Consider the following 14246-nt stretch of genomic DNA (forward strand, 5'->3'; position numbering starts at 1 on the left):
ATCACAGCTCCTTATTTCACAGTTTCTACTTCATACATCGCTTTTAACGACTTCGTTTCTATTGCTTGTCCCCAAGCTTCTTTATATGTGCCACGAGCTGTTTGGAAGCGTTCATTTAGTGTAGTGACCATATTTGCATCTTGCAGTATTTCTTTTATGTGATCGAAGCCTAAACGCTCTGTCCAGTAGGCAGTACGCTCTCCGTAAATACCAGTTTCACGATAATATTGCATGTAAGCTGTAGCGATGCGAAGGACATCATCTTCAGTAGGGACAATCATTACAAAATCAGCTTCGCGTACTTCCGTACCACCATTTCCGCCAATATAAAGTTGGTATCCATTTTCGACACAAACAACGCCAAAATCTTTCGTCAGTACTTCCGCACAGTTACGCGGACAGCCCGTTACACCCATCTTCATTTTATGAGGTGTATCTACCATTTCTAATGATTGTTCAAGCAACATACCAAGTCCTAATGAATCTTTCGTACCGAAACGGCAGAAACGAGAGCCAACACATGATTTTACATTACGAAGAGATTTTGAATACGCATATCCAGAAGTCATATTTAATTCAGCCCATACGTTAGGTAAATCTTGTTTCTTAATACCGTATAAGCCAATTCGGCTCGCACCTGTAATTTTCACAAGTGGAACATCGTACTTTTTCGCAACTTCAGCAATTTTCATTAAATCATCAGCTGTTGTAACACCTCCGTACATGCGTGGAATAACAGAGAATGTACCATCGTGCTGGATGTTACCATTCATTCTTTCATTCACGAAACGGGATGATTTATCATCTTCATATTCTTCTGGAATCGCCATACGTAAATAGTAGTTTAAAGCAGGACGACATTTTGAACAGCCTTCTTCAAGTACAAAACCAAGAACGTTTCGTACTTCTTTTGGAGATTTTAAACCTTTCTCATGAATGGCCGCTACGACTTTATCACGTGATAAAGGTGTACATCCGCACATACCGGTAGACTGCACAGAAGCATCAAAAGCATCTCCAAGTGTATGAGATAAAACTTGTTCTACAAGCGGACGACATTTACCACAAGACCCTGCGGCTTTCGTACAGCCTTTAACTTCTTCAAAAGTCTTTAACTCTTGTTCTAAAATGGCGTGAACGATTGTGCCTTTCGTAACACCATTACATCCGCAAATCGTGTCATCAGCACTCATAGTAGCAACGTTAAGTTCACTTTCTTCACCAGCTTTGTGAAGAATGGAAGCGGCTGTATATTCTTGTATATCTTCTTCTTTCTTTAACATGCTAAAGAGGCGTGTTCCGTCAGCTGTGTCACCATATAAAACGATACCGATGACTTTATTGTCACGAATTAATACTTTTTTATAGGAACGTTTACATTCATCAAAGATTGATATTGCTTTCGTTTGAGCATCTTCATAAATTTGACCAGCAGAGAATAAATCACAACCTGCAACTTTTAATTGCGTACCGACAATACTGCCCGAATATCCATCAGTTTGTAAATTTGTTATATGTTTTGCTAATATCGCACCTTGTTCATAAAGAGGAGCAACAAGTCCATATGCGATACCGTCATGCTCTGCACATTCTCCAACTGCATAAATGGACTCATCATTTGTTAGCATATAGTCATTGACTACAATACCGCGATTTACAATTAAACCAGCATCTTTTGCTATTTGCGTATTTGGGCGTATTCCGACAGCCATTACGACTAAATCACAATTTACAACTTCACCATCTTCAAATTGAATGCCCTCAACATGGTCTGTACCAAGAATTTTTACAGTTTTCTTTTCCATTAGAAATTTCATGCCTTGCGCTTCCAAATCTTCGCGTAATAGAGAAGCTGCTTTCGTATCTAGTTGCTGCTCCATTAAGTTTGGCATTAAATGAACAACATGTACGTCCATCCCTAAGTCAATAAGACCTCTTGCGGCTTCTAAACCAAGTAACCCACCACCAATAACAACGGCCTTTTTCTTTTCTTTAGCGGTGTCTATCATAAATTGTGTATCTTCAATTGTTCGAAATCCTGTTACACCAGGAAGAGTAGAACCTTCAACAGGTAAAATAAAAGCACTAGAACCTGTTGCGATAATGAGTTTGTCATATGTAAGAGTACGATTTTTTTCGGTGATAATGATTTTTGCTTCCCGGTTAATAATTTGAACTCTTTCGTTTGTATATAAAGTTATTTCGTTTTCTTCATACCAACTGTATTCATTCATAATGATATCTTGCATATTTGTTTTGCCTTGTAAAACGTGAGAGAGCATAATGCGATTGTAGTTTGGATGTGGTTCATCTCCCAAAATAGTAATCTCATATGAATCACTATTATGTTTTAATATTTCTTCCATACAGCGTATTCCAGCCATACCATTTCCGATCATAACTAAACGTTTTTTCATTTTCGTTTCCCCTTTTTCTGTGAAATGTTGAACAAAGGATTATATTTCTATTATAGAAAATCCAAAAAAGGGGAGATGTGATATTTATCACATTTTTATAATGATTCACAAATTGTTAAAATTCGGATTTATTCGAGAGGGATGTGTATATTCTTTACCAAATGAAAAAACAGGACATAAGTATGTATACTCATGTCCTGCACTTGATTTATACTCTCGTAATTGCACGTGGAAATAAAATGTTATTTTCTAAATGAATATGCTCAAATAAATCAGACTCTAGTGCTTCAAGGCGTTGGTAAACAAGTCGATAAGTGCCGCAAGCTCCTTCTGGAGGAGTAAAGTCATTTGTAACTTTACGAAGCTCTTTAATAATGTTGCCTGCGTGGTTATGTTCATTTTCCAACTTATCTACTACTTTACGTAAATTCACATAGTTTTCTTCAATTGGATTTTGTTCAAATTCTAAAATTAATGGAAAATCTTCTGTTTCTTCTTTAATTAAATGTTGTTCTAATTCCATCTTTAATTCGTGAAATAGCTTATGAATTTGAGCTAAATGAGGCTGACTTGCCCCATGAACACGTACTACTTTTGTCACATACGGACTTAATTGTGGCAACTCTTCATTTAAATAGCGATGATGCTTATTTATAACATAATCAATCAATTCGCGATAAGAAGCATTTTTCCAATCAATTTCAGATTCATTTAATCGTTTCATATTATTATAAAGCGTATTTAACTCTGTAAGCACTTCAGTAGCTGATAAATTTCTTTCATGAATTGCATCAATAAGCGGTTTATTGCCACCACAACAAAAATCTATTTTATATGATTTAAAAAGATCACTAGCTTTCGGGAATTGTGTAACAATCTCACCGACAATAGAAGTTTCAGTAAATGTATGTTCCATATGAATGCCTCCATAAAGTTTAAATGTAATATCTGAATTAAGAATAGCGATAAATTAAAATCTATGTAGTGATTGAAATCACTTATTCTGTGTCATTTTTGAGAATAATAATAAGAATGTTATTAAAATAAGGGGGGAAAGTAATAAGTGGTAATATTTTACGTTAATAAAAAAGAAGCTTAGTAAAAGCTTCTTTTTCATTATTATTTTTCACATGCAATTCCATCGCCATCACGATCAAGATGAGAGCTATAACCTGGTTGCCCTTTATGTAAAGGAGCTTTCCCAGCTGCTCTAACTGCAGCACAATTTTTGTAGTATGCACTATCAGTATTACCATTAGCTGGTTGTGTTTGAGCTTGCTGTGCTTTTTGCTCTTCTTGTTGCTTCCGATTTTGTTCGTCAGCTAGGCGTTTTTGTTCTTCTTGTTGTTTACGAGCTTGTTCATCAGCCTGACGTTTTTGTTCTTCTTGTTGCTTACGAGCTTGTTCATCAGCCTGACGTTTTTGTTCTTCTTGTTGTTTACGAGCCTGTTCATCAGCTAGACGTTTTTGCTCTTCTTGTTGTTTACGAGCTTGTTCATCAGCTAGACGTTTTTCATCCTCTTGCTTGCGAGCTTGTTCCTCGGCTTGACGTTTTTCATCTTCTTGCTTACGAGCTTGTTCCTCGGCTTGACGCTTCTCATCTTCTTGCTTTTGAGTTTTTTCGTCCGCCGCTTTCTTTTCTAGCTCTTTTTTCTGTTCGCTATCTTTTTGCTCTTCATTGTTAGAGGCAACTTTTGTACTAGTTGCTGTCGTTTTTTCAGAAGAAGGAGCTGAAATACCTAATAACGCAACAAAAATGACAAATAATACGGCTGTAATAATAAATTGTTTTTTCGCTACACCTGTTTTCTTAATAACAGATAAGATTGCTAGCACAAGGAAGAAAATAAATAAAACAAAACTTAAAATAGAAAAGAATTCAACAATTGGGTTATTAGAAGTTTCAGCACTAGTTATTATTGATACAATCGAAATCATAAAAAGAATAACGGCAGGACGACCATATTGTTTTGCTTTTCCATTTTTCTTAAAGAATGAAATGATACATAAAATTAAAAGAATAAAAGCAATAAAAAATAAAGCAGCACCAATATTACTCAAAATCGCCATTTTCATACCTCCATTTGTAAGATTTTTCTTATTGATTATATAGGAACTTATTGGATATTACACGTTTTATATAAATTTAGAAAATTAATATTTTTCCTAAACTTATAAACATTTATTTTGTATATAAGGAAAAATAGATGTATTTCCTATTACTTTTTGAAAGAGATTTCATAAATTATAGTATATCGATTGAAAGGAGGAGATTTGAATGGAATTTCAATTGTTGGTAACTTGTATATTACAAGAAGGTAATGCTTACTTTTTAGTAACGAAGGTAGACGATGTTATTACGTTAAAAGTACCGATTACTGCGGGAGTAGCAGGTTTATTCTTAGCTTTAGGTGTACCAAGATGTTCTTAATTTAAATCTCTATAGTAGAAGGGGAAGGGACATGCCTTCCTTTTCTACTATTACATAATATAATTATGTAAACTTAAATATCATATTTGTGATAGCACGTTTGAAATGGACATGCATATACTATAATGTTTCATTGGATGTTAGCGGTGAAAGGTAGTTTTAATAAGTGCATCCAGTGATGTTTTTAAGCTATGAAAATAAAAGAGGTGCTATTATATATGAAAAGAAAAACATTGGATATTCCAGTTACATTGCGAAGAGAGTGGTTTTTAATAGAGTTAGCTCATTTAACGAAAAAATATGGAATTGAAATTGCAACTAGCAAAATGGATGCTGCACCGTTTTTAAGAGATCAAGTTACGGAGTCAAAGATAGGGGAAGGGCTACAATACGATAAATATGATGATGAGTATATAATTGAAAATTAAAGGGTAACAACAAAATTAAATTAATTTATAACAAAATATAAAATAAAGCAGATTCTAAATATAGAATCTGCTTTATTATGAAATACTTGTAGTCAACTAGCCTCTTTCTAGTGTTTTTCCTACATATTTCTCTTGCGTTATTCCAAAAGAGTCACGAAGAATGCGAGCATAATCTTTAGAGCCTATTGGTCGTTTATTTTTGGTGCCTTTAAAGGTTTCTGTATAATTTTTATTTGTTAATGATATGTGACCATAAGTAGTTAATTTACAAGTGATAGCTCCTTTATTAAAAGGAGATTCTTTATGCTCTACAATCACTTTTTGAATGTTATTCACTTTTTTCTCATCTATTGGATCTACAGTGAAAGCATAGCCTATTTTCCATTCGTTTGAAGGTTCAGATTGTAAGAAACTTGTAGATTCCCCGTTAGCTCCTTTTCTCATTTCTAAAATATGCGTACCTTTTCGAGTATTTTGCTTACGAATTCGATATTCTCCTGTTTGAGAGGAGATGACTTCTCCGTTAAAAGGGACTGGATGTAAAGGGAGATGAGATGCAAAACCTGCATCCACAACATAATCTTTATCCTCATGACTTAATATGATAATGACATGACCATCATCGGGTTTCCATTTATTATCGTACAGATCATAAACAGTACCGGCTACTTTGTATACTTGAAACCCACAATCAATTAAAAAATAATACAATAAGGAGTTTAATTCATAACACAGTCCACCTCGTTTTTGAATAAGTAACTTTTCTATTAAGTTATCTTTTGAGATATTTTTAATAGTACCAGCCATAATATCAAGATTTTCATAGGGGAGAATCATTCCCATTTTTAACAGAATTTCATCTAAATCATCAAATGTTATTTCTTTTGCAGGAATTTTTAAGCGTTTAAAAAACTCCTTTTGTAAATTGGTCATCATAAAGTATTCTCCTTTCTTTTTACAGAATTTTCTTCTGCTCACCGATAGGTTAGTACTTCTAAAAAGTTAATTCAAGTGCGCGGAAATTATCATAATATATGTTTCTGGAAATATGATTTTCTATTCGGAAATTTCAGTTTAATTTTTAATCGTAGGAAAGTCATATAATATAAGCTCCTTTAAAATTAGTTTGTATTTAATGAAAAGAAAGTACATATCTTTATTATATTTTTCAATAACTAACTAGTAATAAAATATTTTTTTACTAAAATTTTTTCAAGATTTGTATGCTTTATATAAACAATAATGATTTAAAAAATATCTGGGTGTAGCGAAGTTAACAATTATTGAGAAACTTTTTTGTCGTATTCTATCAAAAGGAAGAGGTAGAAACAAAGAGAATAACGAGAGTTAAGGAAGAGGGTATACAACTAGTAACCTTCTAAAAATAGGGCTAACATCTTTTTAAAATAAAAGATTAGCTATTATTAAGGAAGGGAAAATATAAAATATTATAAAGAACACCTTCTTTCAAAAAAATAGGGGGAGTAATATGCGACTGATGAGAAGATGTGTGGCCTTACTAATTGTATTTTTTATCATGACTCCAACGATTAGCACAAATGTACAGGCAGAAGTTGTAAAAGAGCTTGGAAAGGGGTTTCCTGATACAGAAGTATTCACACCTGGAGAATGGTTTTTAGGCCAAAAACCAGCTAATTATGATGAGAATAAACCGCCAATTCTCTTTGTACAAGGAAGAAATGGTAATGCTGATAGTTGGTATGGAAAGACAGTATATCATGATATAAATGATATGTATGATTATGCTTTAAAAGCAGGCTATCAAACAGTGTTTATACAATTGTATGATGCAGCGGGGAAAGGTTCGGCTAGTCAGTGGGATAATGGAAAATTGTTAGCACAAAAACTTGAAGAGATATATAATCATTTCGGTAAAAAAGTTAATATTGTAGCGCATAGTAAAGGTGGTATTGATACACAAGCCGCATTAGTTGAATATGATGCGAATCGATTTGTTGGAAATGTTATTACACTTGCTACACCGCATCACGGCTCAAATTTAGCAGATTTGTCATATAGTTGGTGGGCAGGGTGGCTTGCTTCTATATTAGGTCAAAAAGATGATGGTACGTATTCGTTACAAATAGGTGAAATGGCAAAGTTTCGTTCAATAATAGATAACAACCCAGCAGCTAAATTAAACCGTTACTATACGGCTACTGGAACTAGCTGGGGACCAACATTTTCTGCATTATCTATGGGCGGGTTATATTTATCATCGTACGGTTCAAATGACGGACTAGTAAATGAATGGAGTGCGAAGCTATCGTACGGTACACATTTATTTACAGATTCCAGATTTGATCATGACAATATAAGAAAAGGATCAGCTGTTTTTGCACGAATTGAACCATATTTACGTACGACAAATGTGGGATTACCAGCTTTAGTAGCACCCAGCAATAGTTCAAATGAAAATCTAGAACAATTAAATACAACTTCAAATCAAAATATTTTAGGAGGCGAATTACCACAAAATCAGTGGATAGAGCAAAGTATTTCTGTTGATAAAAAGGCTGAAGGAATAGTTTCTGTACTAACTGCTTCTTCTGATGTAGAAGTACAAATGGTATCTCCAAAAGGAAAAATCTATGCAAATAAAGATAGCGCTATAACTACTGGTGAAGGCGAATCTTTCTTTAATGGGGCGACAATTAGAACATTTAAGTTTGATAAATTGGAAGTAGGCGAATGGAAAATCAAAATGATGGCGAAGCAGTCGAAAGATGCATATTTAGTTGTAAGCGATTACAAGGATGACGCACCATTTGTTCTTCGAATGCCTACAAAAGTTAAAGTAAATAAACTTGAGTATAAACTCAAAAAATCACCTGTAGCACCTGAAATGAAAGGGGATCTTTCCATAACAGTAAGAGTCGTTAATAAAGAAGGTAAGTTAGTCTCTGAATTTAATGAATTACAAAATGTTCATACGAATACATTTTCAGGTGCTTTGAAAGATATAAAACAACCGGGAGTATATAACGTTACGATGGATATAAAAGGGATGAATAAAGAAGGAAAACCATATAATCGTACGATTGTTAAGTCGGTTTATGTAGAGAAATAAGGAAGAATAAATAAGCATAATAAAAAAGTGCAGAAATCTTGTGTTAGAAAGAATTCTGCACTTTTTTATGTGGGGTGAGATAATAAAAGTTGAAGAAAACTGTTATTCAATAAAAAAAGATGCTGAAATAGCATCTGAATGTGAAGAAATAATATTACCTCCGATTCTTAATAAATTAAAACCATATAGTAGTATGTGGAAATTAATTGCAATTGGCATGTATGCTTGTACTATAAAAGGAAATAGATTTGGAATATAAAGCGGTCAAATAATGAAATGTAGTATTTGGGTATTACCTGTAACACCTTTTGAAGATGATAAGCTTCAAAATTTGATAGAAAAATCAATGGAATTTCTAAATGGATTGAAGTAACAAGGAAACGTTTATCACGCTATTTTCCGAGCAGTAAGACTCCCACCTCAAAATTCAGCGAAAGCAAAGAAGTTAGATGGGGGATGAACTAAACCCCCACTCATTAAAATTTCACTTTACTATATTAATTTCGTCTGACAAAATAGCAATATTACCTTTAGCTGTATGGATGTTATCATTTGGTGAAGTTATGATATTTAATCGTATGTATATTAGATTATTTAGTTTATTTTTTATTTGCGTAGTTGAGCAGGAAGAAGTCAGAAAATATAGAATAATGTACATATGAAGCATCATTTGTTTTTGGTGTGAATAGTAATTAAAGATACACTAAAATATTTAAAATTGTAACGAAAGAGAGATTAAATAATAGAAGGAGCAACTTACATGGAAAATATATTAAAGGTATCTTCAAAATCAAGCCCAAATTCAGTCGCAGGTGCAATAGCAGGAGTACTAAGAACAAGTGGTAATGTGGAAATTCAAGCGATTGGGGCTGGAGCTATAAATCAAGCGATTAAAGCAATTGCGATTGCAAGAGGGTTCGTCGCTCCAAGTGGTATTGACTTAGCTTTTGTTCCAGCATTTCAAGAGATTTCTATTAATAATGAAGAAAGAACAGCGATTAAATTAATTGTAGGTCCTAGAAAGAAAAGGTCTTAGTAGAAGAGAGTGTTACTATAAGGGGAAAAGGCCAATAGACTTCCCATGTTAGATACGTTATTTTATGTAACCGATCTCCTTGGGTGTGGAAACGGCATTATACCGGATGCATGTCTGTTAAGTTCTCCTTAAACTTAGCGAGTGTTCTAGATACTTAAAAATGCCAAATCCTTTATGATATGAGGGATTTGGCATTTTTGATGTTTTTAAAAATAAACAACCCTAAAACTGCTCATTTAGAAGATTTAGTTTTAGTAGCGGCCATTGAACGTTTTTATGATAGTTTACCTGATAAATGGAGAGAAATAGTAGCAGACAATATTGATTGTGCTAGTTATGTAGATGGGAAATATGAAGCGCACGTTTTAATGGAAAATGGTATGGAAATAAAAATAGAAATCTTTTATGTGGAAGAAGACAAAGATGAAGAATGGATATATAAAGCTTATAAAGTTTTATTATAGAAATTTCATTTTCATACAAAGGGGAATTGATATGAATTTTGAAAACTTTGAAAAACAAGAGCAATTTAAACAGTTACAAAAAAATAATGTTGTAATTGTGAAATGGAAAAAAAGCGTAAGGCAGTACAAGGAATTAGGAGAAATCACACATCATAATTCTCACACAATTAATCGTATAAATGAATTGATTTTGAATGTACCTAGAAATGATTACTTTTCCATCAATAACTATTTAATAGAAGAATCGTGGGCAGAAGAAGTTTATGTAGTGAATCCATAAAAAGAGCAGCTAGCAAAAGCTAATTGCTCCAACCAGTAATATTATTCCAAAGAGTCCTTGCTTATAAAAGGACTCTTATTATTTTTAAATCTTACAGTTTATTTAATAACAGTTGCAGTTCTTCTTTACTCAGCCAGGGCTTCTTCCTATGCAGCACCCTATGACAATTAGCACATACCATTATAATATCCTCTACTTTGGTTACAGAGCCCTCTTTAAGCTCTGATACAGGTACAGTGTGATGACCTTCAATGAAATCTTTTCCTAATTCCCCGTATGCCTTATAAAAATCAAAACCACAAACTTCACAGAACAGCTTCCCACCATGTAGTTGTTTAAATCGCTCCTTAGCCAATTTAATTACTTTGCTGTTGCGCTCGTAGGATAGGTGTGCCTTAAGGATTTGTCTACCTTCAGCAAATGCTTCTTCGCCGTCTATTAAATCAGAATTACTATTATTATCGTAATCTCTTAGCCCCCACAAACCATTTCCTTTACCATTTACAGCATAAAATAACCTTTGTAAATATCACATTCACTTGAATGTTGATAAATGGTCTTTCTAATTCTTGCAGCTATAGACTGTTCGTGTTGGTATCTATTCAAGTCAATTTTATTACGCTCCATAACCTTTGTTTTAATTTGATTCAGTGTTCCTGCTCCATCTAGTTCGGTTAATATTGCTATAATTTCATCTAACCATGAAGTGCTGTTGGACATACATATACCTCCTAATAAAACATATGTACTTATTTTTATTTTAATCTTTTACATTTATATATTCATATTTTTTTGCAATGGAAGTAAATGGTTATGTGTAATTATAGAAGAGTTTACCAATGAAAAGTAACTGGGGGATTCAAAAAATGAATCAAACTATTTTAGAGAAAGTCCTAAAATTTCGGGACGATAGGAACTGGAAGCAGTTCCACAACCCTAAAGATTTAGCTATTTCTCTTTCTTTAGAGGCGAGTGAGTTGTTGGAGAATTTTCAGTGGAAAAGCAGTGAGGAAGCTGTAGAAACAAAAAAAGAAGACATGAAAGATGAGTTGGCAGATCAATTGGATATTGATTTAGAAGAGATTATTATAAACAAAATAGAAAAAATAATAAAAAATATCCAGTAGAGAAATCTCGAGACTCTAAAAAGAAATATAATGAAATTTAAAAAAGGTGGAATTAAATATGTTATATCTTTTTACTGCAAGTAATGATAGTGCTATAAAAAATTTGGAAGCTACTATTGAAAAATCATATCCTATTTCTACATGTTTAGCAGATTTAGATGCCGATACAGTAACTAAACTTAAAGATAATGAATTACATGAGAATGTATGTATGTGGGGAGCAACTCCTGGTTCTTCAAATGTTGATAGATGGGAAAAGTTAAAAGAGGGTGACGGGATTTTAGCATATTCTAAAGGGGAATTTAAGTTTTTCGGGACAATTTTTGCTAAGACTCATAACCCAGATGTGGCTAGAAAAATTTAGAAAACAAACGATAATGATGAAACTTGGGAATACATCTATTTTATTAAGGACCTAAAACCTGTAAACATTAAAGCAATCGAATTCGCAGCTTTCTTTGGCTACAAATTGAACCATACACCACAAGGATTTACTAATATTGATTCAACAAAATTAGAAATTAAATTAGCAAAATATAAATCTATTGATAATATTATTAAAGCGTTGAATGAGAGCTTTATTCTTTCTGAGGATGAGCAAGAGGAAGATATGTATCAGGCTAATATTGATTCGGATTTTAGTAAAGTAAAGATTGCAGAAGAATAGAAACCGGAAAATCGAAAAAAAACTAAAATGGAATCTGGTAGGGAAGTATGGCCTCGTGATCCGAAAAAAGCTAAACAAGCTATTAAACAGGCAGAATTTAAATGTGAAATAGATGACACAAAGGTAGAATGTTTCATACTTAAACATAGGTATTATTGTGATGGAAATTTAAATTTCGTCTTTTGAAAGTATCAATAATTTGTATTATTTTTATAGGGTTATATATTTTTCTTTTGCTCTGCTGTATAGCAGAGCTCTTTTTTGTCGTACAAAAGCCACCTATATATGTGAAGTGCACCCCAATTGTTAGGCTGTGTCTAACAATTGGGGTGCACTTCAGTACTGTCGGGCGGCTTCTTTTAATTTATATTCACCAATTCATCAAACTTAAACTTAGTATTCAAACCAAAAGCATCTGTACAATATATAGTTTTCGTCATCGGTTCAATATGTAATACATTTATGTACATGTCTTGCACCATTCCATCACGATAGTATGAGGTATGTATTTCTTCTTCCTCGTGAAAAGATTGCATTAACGCTCTTTCTATTCGTTCCATAGTATCTTGTGTTAAAAAAGGTTTAGATACTTTATATTGTTCCTCAAACATTCTATGTATTTCCTCGTATTGCTCCGGTATTGAAGCAAACGGATTCCATTTCACCATACCTCTTCCACGTACTACAGGAAAGCCGTTATATTCCATGATGTAATACCTCACTTTTGTTTTTTTAACTCCACTACAAACAAACGTGTGTTCTTTTTTTGGGTTTGAAAAGGGACCATTTTGTTAACATGAATATTCAAAAATATTTTTTTCAAGTTAGAATATTCAAAAACTTATTTATGCAAACAAGCATGTCATGATAACATTTAACAAAAGGGGGTAGAAGTAGATGAGTGTTGACATTATTTCTAAAGAAGAAATCACAAAATTATTAAACGACTGGTATCAAGCTATGATTTCACAACGTGTATTACAGTCTCAGAAAATAAAAGAAGATATTGCAAATAAAATCAATAATATTAAGGAAGACCAAACAATATTAGTCTACTACGCTTTATTGAATGCACGGTATAAACTGCTAATTCGGGATATGGATAGTACAAAAGATATTCTGGACAAAATCGAGCCTTTACCAGAGTCTACAGAAACATTTTTAGAGTACTATCATCATTTATTTAAAGCAATTTACGCTATTAATAAAGCAAACCATAGTGAAGCAAGAATGCAATTTGAAAAAGCTGAAACGTTTTTAGAGTACATGCATGATGAAATTGAAAAAGCTGAATTTAATTATTGGCTTGCAGTCCATTACTATCACGTATTAAAACCGATCTTAGCAGTTCAATTTGCTACAAAGGCGAATGAAGTATTTTCAATTAGTCCAGGGTATGAATTAAAAACTGCAGCATGCTTAAATACTTTAGGAATGGCACACATTCGACTAAATGAATTCGAAAGTGCAGAGGAATATTTACTTTCAGCACTAGGTACCTTCCAAAAATCTAATGATGAACTTCTTATTAAACGAGTTAAGCATAATTTAGGACTTTTATACGCAAGTCAAAACATGCCAGAGTTAGCAATTAAACACTTAGAGGATTCATTAGAAAATAACGCTAAAACTATGTTTCTTTTAGCAAGAGAACATTTTAAGTTAGGTTATAGTCATATCGCTAATGAATATATTGAGAATGGCTATAAGATTAGCGACTTATGTTATCGTCATCATTTCCGAATTTTAAAAGCAGTACATAACTATGTACCGCAAGAAGAATTAGAAAATGTGGTTATAGAAGGTATTTCGTATTTTGAAAAAGAAGAATTATATGATTGGGTAAAAGAATATGCTTCTCTTTTAGGTGAAATATTCTATGGTTCAGAAAATCACAGAAAAGCAAGCAAGTATTTGCACATCGCTTTAGATGCAGACAAAAATAGCATAGAAAGAAGGGCGCTAAAATGAAAAAAGCAATCTTATTAATGATGATGTTATCCGCTGTTTTTACTTTTGGTCTTACTAATGTAAAAGACATACCACAAAACGAAGCAATTGAAGTGTTTATGGATCATGGAGAACATATTTAAAACCTAAGGAAGAGGGCGCTTATAGTGTCCTCTTTTTAATATCTATTATTTATATGATGAGGTTGCAGGTACGTCTTTTGGTTATTGTTTGATAAACGTAAGATGTTTCTAAAAATGTGTATACAAAGGTGTAATTTTGTACTGTATATGTTCACATATTTGCACACATTTTGTTCACGTACTATATAAAAAAGTATGAAAATCTATAAAAA

The 14246-nt window shown here is 32.9% G+C and carries 16 protein-coding genes and 2 pseudogenes; 12 read left to right on the forward strand and 6 right to left on the reverse strand.

From position 1 onward, the window contains the following. Positions 1-11 precede the first annotated feature (11 nt). From nirB to ACTFRH_RS06760, 3 genes are all read right to left on the reverse strand, one after another. Positions 12-2417 (reverse strand): NADPH-nitrite reductase large subunit, encoded by a 2406-nt coding sequence (gene nirB / locus ACTFRH_RS06750; protein WP_000746956.1) that lies wholly within the window; start codon positions 2415-2417, stop codon positions 12-14. Between the two features lie 208 nt (positions 2418-2625). Next, a complete protein-coding gene (gene ric, locus ACTFRH_RS06755) occupies positions 2626-3333 on the reverse strand; it encodes an iron-sulfur cluster repair di-iron protein (protein ID WP_000401345.1) in 708 nt (235 codons plus the stop codon). Positions 3334-3536: 203 nt separating this feature from the next. Further along, positions 3537-4487, reverse strand: coding sequence for an excalibur calcium-binding domain-containing protein (locus ACTFRH_RS06760; protein ID WP_000996465.1), 951 nt, complete (start codon positions 4485-4487; stop codon positions 3537-3539). A 208-nt stretch (positions 4488-4695) separates the two neighbouring features. Between ACTFRH_RS06760 and exsG the strand changes: the two genes are divergently transcribed. Both exsG and ACTFRH_RS06770 read left to right on the forward strand, forming a co-directional pair. After that, entirely contained in the window at positions 4696-4848 is a 153-nt protein-coding gene (gene exsG / locus ACTFRH_RS06765; protein ID WP_000395679.1) for an exosporium protein ExsG, read from the forward strand. A 218-nt stretch (positions 4849-5066) separates the two neighbouring features. Next, positions 5067-5276 carry a hypothetical protein gene (locus ACTFRH_RS06770; protein ID WP_000824206.1) on the forward strand — a complete coding sequence of 70 codons (210 nt, stop codon included), beginning with the start codon at positions 5067-5069 and terminating at the stop codon, positions 5274-5276. A 96-nt stretch (positions 5277-5372) separates the two neighbouring features. On the opposite strand, the gene ACTFRH_RS06775 is transcribed toward ACTFRH_RS06770, so the two are convergent. After that, positions 5373-6212, reverse strand: a complete 840-nt coding sequence (locus tag ACTFRH_RS06775) for an arylamine N-acetyltransferase family protein (RefSeq protein WP_000988899.1) — start codon at positions 6210-6212, stop codon at positions 5373-5375. Positions 6213-6765: 553 nt separating this feature from the next. Here ACTFRH_RS06775 and ACTFRH_RS06780 point away from each other — a divergent pair. The 5 genes from ACTFRH_RS06780 to ACTFRH_RS06800 all read left to right on the forward strand — a co-directional run bounded on the left by ACTFRH_RS06780 (position 6766) and on the right by ACTFRH_RS06800 (position 10147). Next, positions 6766-8367: an esterase/lipase family protein gene (locus tag ACTFRH_RS06780; protein WP_001238712.1), complete on the forward strand. Its 1602-nt coding sequence runs from the start codon at positions 6766-6768 to the stop codon at positions 8365-8367. A 40-nt stretch (positions 8368-8407) separates the two neighbouring features. Next, a complete protein-coding gene (locus tag ACTFRH_RS06785) occupies positions 8408-8626 on the forward strand; it encodes a hypothetical protein (protein WP_000893485.1) in 219 nt (72 codons plus the stop codon). A gap of 501 nt (positions 8627-9127) precedes the next feature. Further along, on the forward strand, positions 9128-9403 hold the full coding sequence (locus tag ACTFRH_RS06790; RefSeq protein WP_000427801.1) for a stage V sporulation protein S: 276 nt from the start codon (positions 9128-9130) through the stop codon (positions 9401-9403). Between the two features lie 188 nt (positions 9404-9591). Then, entirely contained in the window at positions 9592-9867 is a 276-nt protein-coding gene (locus tag ACTFRH_RS06795) for a hypothetical protein (RefSeq protein WP_225989081.1), read from the forward strand. A gap of 31 nt (positions 9868-9898) precedes the next feature. Continuing rightward, entirely contained in the window at positions 9899-10147 is a 249-nt protein-coding gene (locus ACTFRH_RS06800; protein ID WP_001008601.1) for a hypothetical protein, read from the forward strand. A 91-nt stretch (positions 10148-10238) separates the two neighbouring features. Here the strand turns inward: ACTFRH_RS06800 and ACTFRH_RS06805 are convergent. Next, a pseudogene (locus tag ACTFRH_RS06805) lies at positions 10239-10867 on the reverse strand (HNH endonuclease). A 119-nt stretch (positions 10868-10986) separates the two neighbouring features. On the opposite strand from ACTFRH_RS06805, the gene ACTFRH_RS06810 reads away from it, so the two are divergent. The 3 genes and pseudogenes from ACTFRH_RS06810 to ACTFRH_RS06820 form a co-directional block, all read left to right on the forward strand. Then, positions 10987-11274 (forward strand): hypothetical protein, encoded by a 288-nt coding sequence (locus ACTFRH_RS06810; protein ID WP_002025705.1) that lies wholly within the window; start codon positions 10987-10989, stop codon positions 11272-11274. 58 nt (positions 11275-11332) lie between these two features. Further along, a complete protein-coding gene (locus tag ACTFRH_RS06815; protein WP_000966112.1) occupies positions 11333-11638 on the forward strand; it encodes a hypothetical protein in 306 nt (101 codons plus the stop codon). Positions 11639-11884: 246 nt separating this feature from the next. Continuing rightward, positions 11885-12061: pseudogene (locus ACTFRH_RS06820) on the forward strand (HNH endonuclease); the annotation flags it as partial. Positions 12062-12300: 239 nt separating this feature from the next. Here ACTFRH_RS06820 and ACTFRH_RS06825 read toward each other — a convergent pair. After that, positions 12301-12648 carry a YolD-like family protein gene (locus ACTFRH_RS06825; RefSeq protein WP_000456184.1) on the reverse strand — a complete coding sequence of 116 codons (348 nt, stop codon included), beginning with the start codon at positions 12646-12648 and terminating at the stop codon, positions 12301-12303. A gap of 190 nt (positions 12649-12838) precedes the next feature. Here ACTFRH_RS06825 and ACTFRH_RS06830 point away from each other — a divergent pair, with 190 nt between their 5' ends. Next, positions 12839-13912, forward strand: a complete 1074-nt coding sequence (locus tag ACTFRH_RS06830; protein ID WP_000109856.1) for a tetratricopeptide repeat protein — start codon at positions 12839-12841, stop codon at positions 13910-13912. After that, on the forward strand, positions 13909-14034 hold the full coding sequence (locus tag ACTFRH_RS06835) for a hypothetical protein (protein ID WP_000709202.1): 126 nt from the start codon (positions 13909-13911) through the stop codon (positions 14032-14034). The genes ACTFRH_RS06830 and ACTFRH_RS06835 overlap by 4 nt, the downstream gene beginning before the upstream one ends. Positions 14035-14246: the final 212 nt, after the last annotated feature.

Source organism: Bacillus cereus group sp. MYBK216-1, from assembly GCF_051916495.1.
Lineage (GTDB): Bacteria > Bacillota > Bacilli > Bacillales > Bacillaceae_G > Bacillus_A > Bacillus_A thuringiensis_K.

Bases quoted from the DNA above. Each gene is read 5' to 3' on its own strand.
- nirB (WP_000746956.1), bottom strand. From the start codon at position 2,417: ATGAAAAAACGTTTAGTTATGATCGGAAATGGTATGGCTGGAATACGC.
- ric (WP_000401345.1), bottom strand. From the start codon at position 3,333: ATGGAACATACATTTACTGAAACTTCTATTGTCGGTGAGATTGTTACA.
- ACTFRH_RS06760 (WP_000996465.1), bottom strand. From the start codon at position 4,487: ATGGCGATTTTGAGTAATATTGGTGCTGCTTTATTTTTTATTGCTTTT.
- exsG (WP_000395679.1), top strand. From the start codon at position 4,696: ATGGAATTTCAATTGTTGGTAACTTGTATATTACAAGAAGGTAATGCT.
- ACTFRH_RS06770 (WP_000824206.1), top strand. From the start codon at position 5,067: ATGAAAAGAAAAACATTGGATATTCCAGTTACATTGCGAAGAGAGTGG.
- ACTFRH_RS06775 (WP_000988899.1), bottom strand. From the start codon at position 6,212: ATGATGACCAATTTACAAAAGGAGTTTTTTAAACGCTTAAAAATTCCT.
- ACTFRH_RS06780 (WP_001238712.1), top strand. From the start codon at position 6,766: ATGCGACTGATGAGAAGATGTGTGGCCTTACTAATTGTATTTTTTATC.
- ACTFRH_RS06790 (WP_000427801.1), top strand. From the start codon at position 9,128: ATGGAAAATATATTAAAGGTATCTTCAAAATCAAGCCCAAATTCAGTC.
- ACTFRH_RS06800 (WP_001008601.1), top strand. From the start codon at position 9,899: ATGAATTTTGAAAACTTTGAAAAACAAGAGCAATTTAAACAGTTACAA.
- ACTFRH_RS06810 (WP_002025705.1), top strand. From the start codon at position 10,987: ATGAAAAGTAACTGGGGGATTCAAAAAATGAATCAAACTATTTTAGAG.
- ACTFRH_RS06815 (WP_000966112.1), top strand. From the start codon at position 11,333: ATGTTATATCTTTTTACTGCAAGTAATGATAGTGCTATAAAAAATTTG.
- ACTFRH_RS06825 (WP_000456184.1), bottom strand. From the start codon at position 12,648: ATGGAATATAACGGCTTTCCTGTAGTACGTGGAAGAGGTATGGTGAAA.
- ACTFRH_RS06830 (WP_000109856.1), top strand. From the start codon at position 12,839: ATGAGTGTTGACATTATTTCTAAAGAAGAAATCACAAAATTATTAAAC.
- ACTFRH_RS06835 (WP_000709202.1), top strand. From the start codon at position 13,909: ATGAAAAAAGCAATCTTATTAATGATGATGTTATCCGCTGTTTTTACT.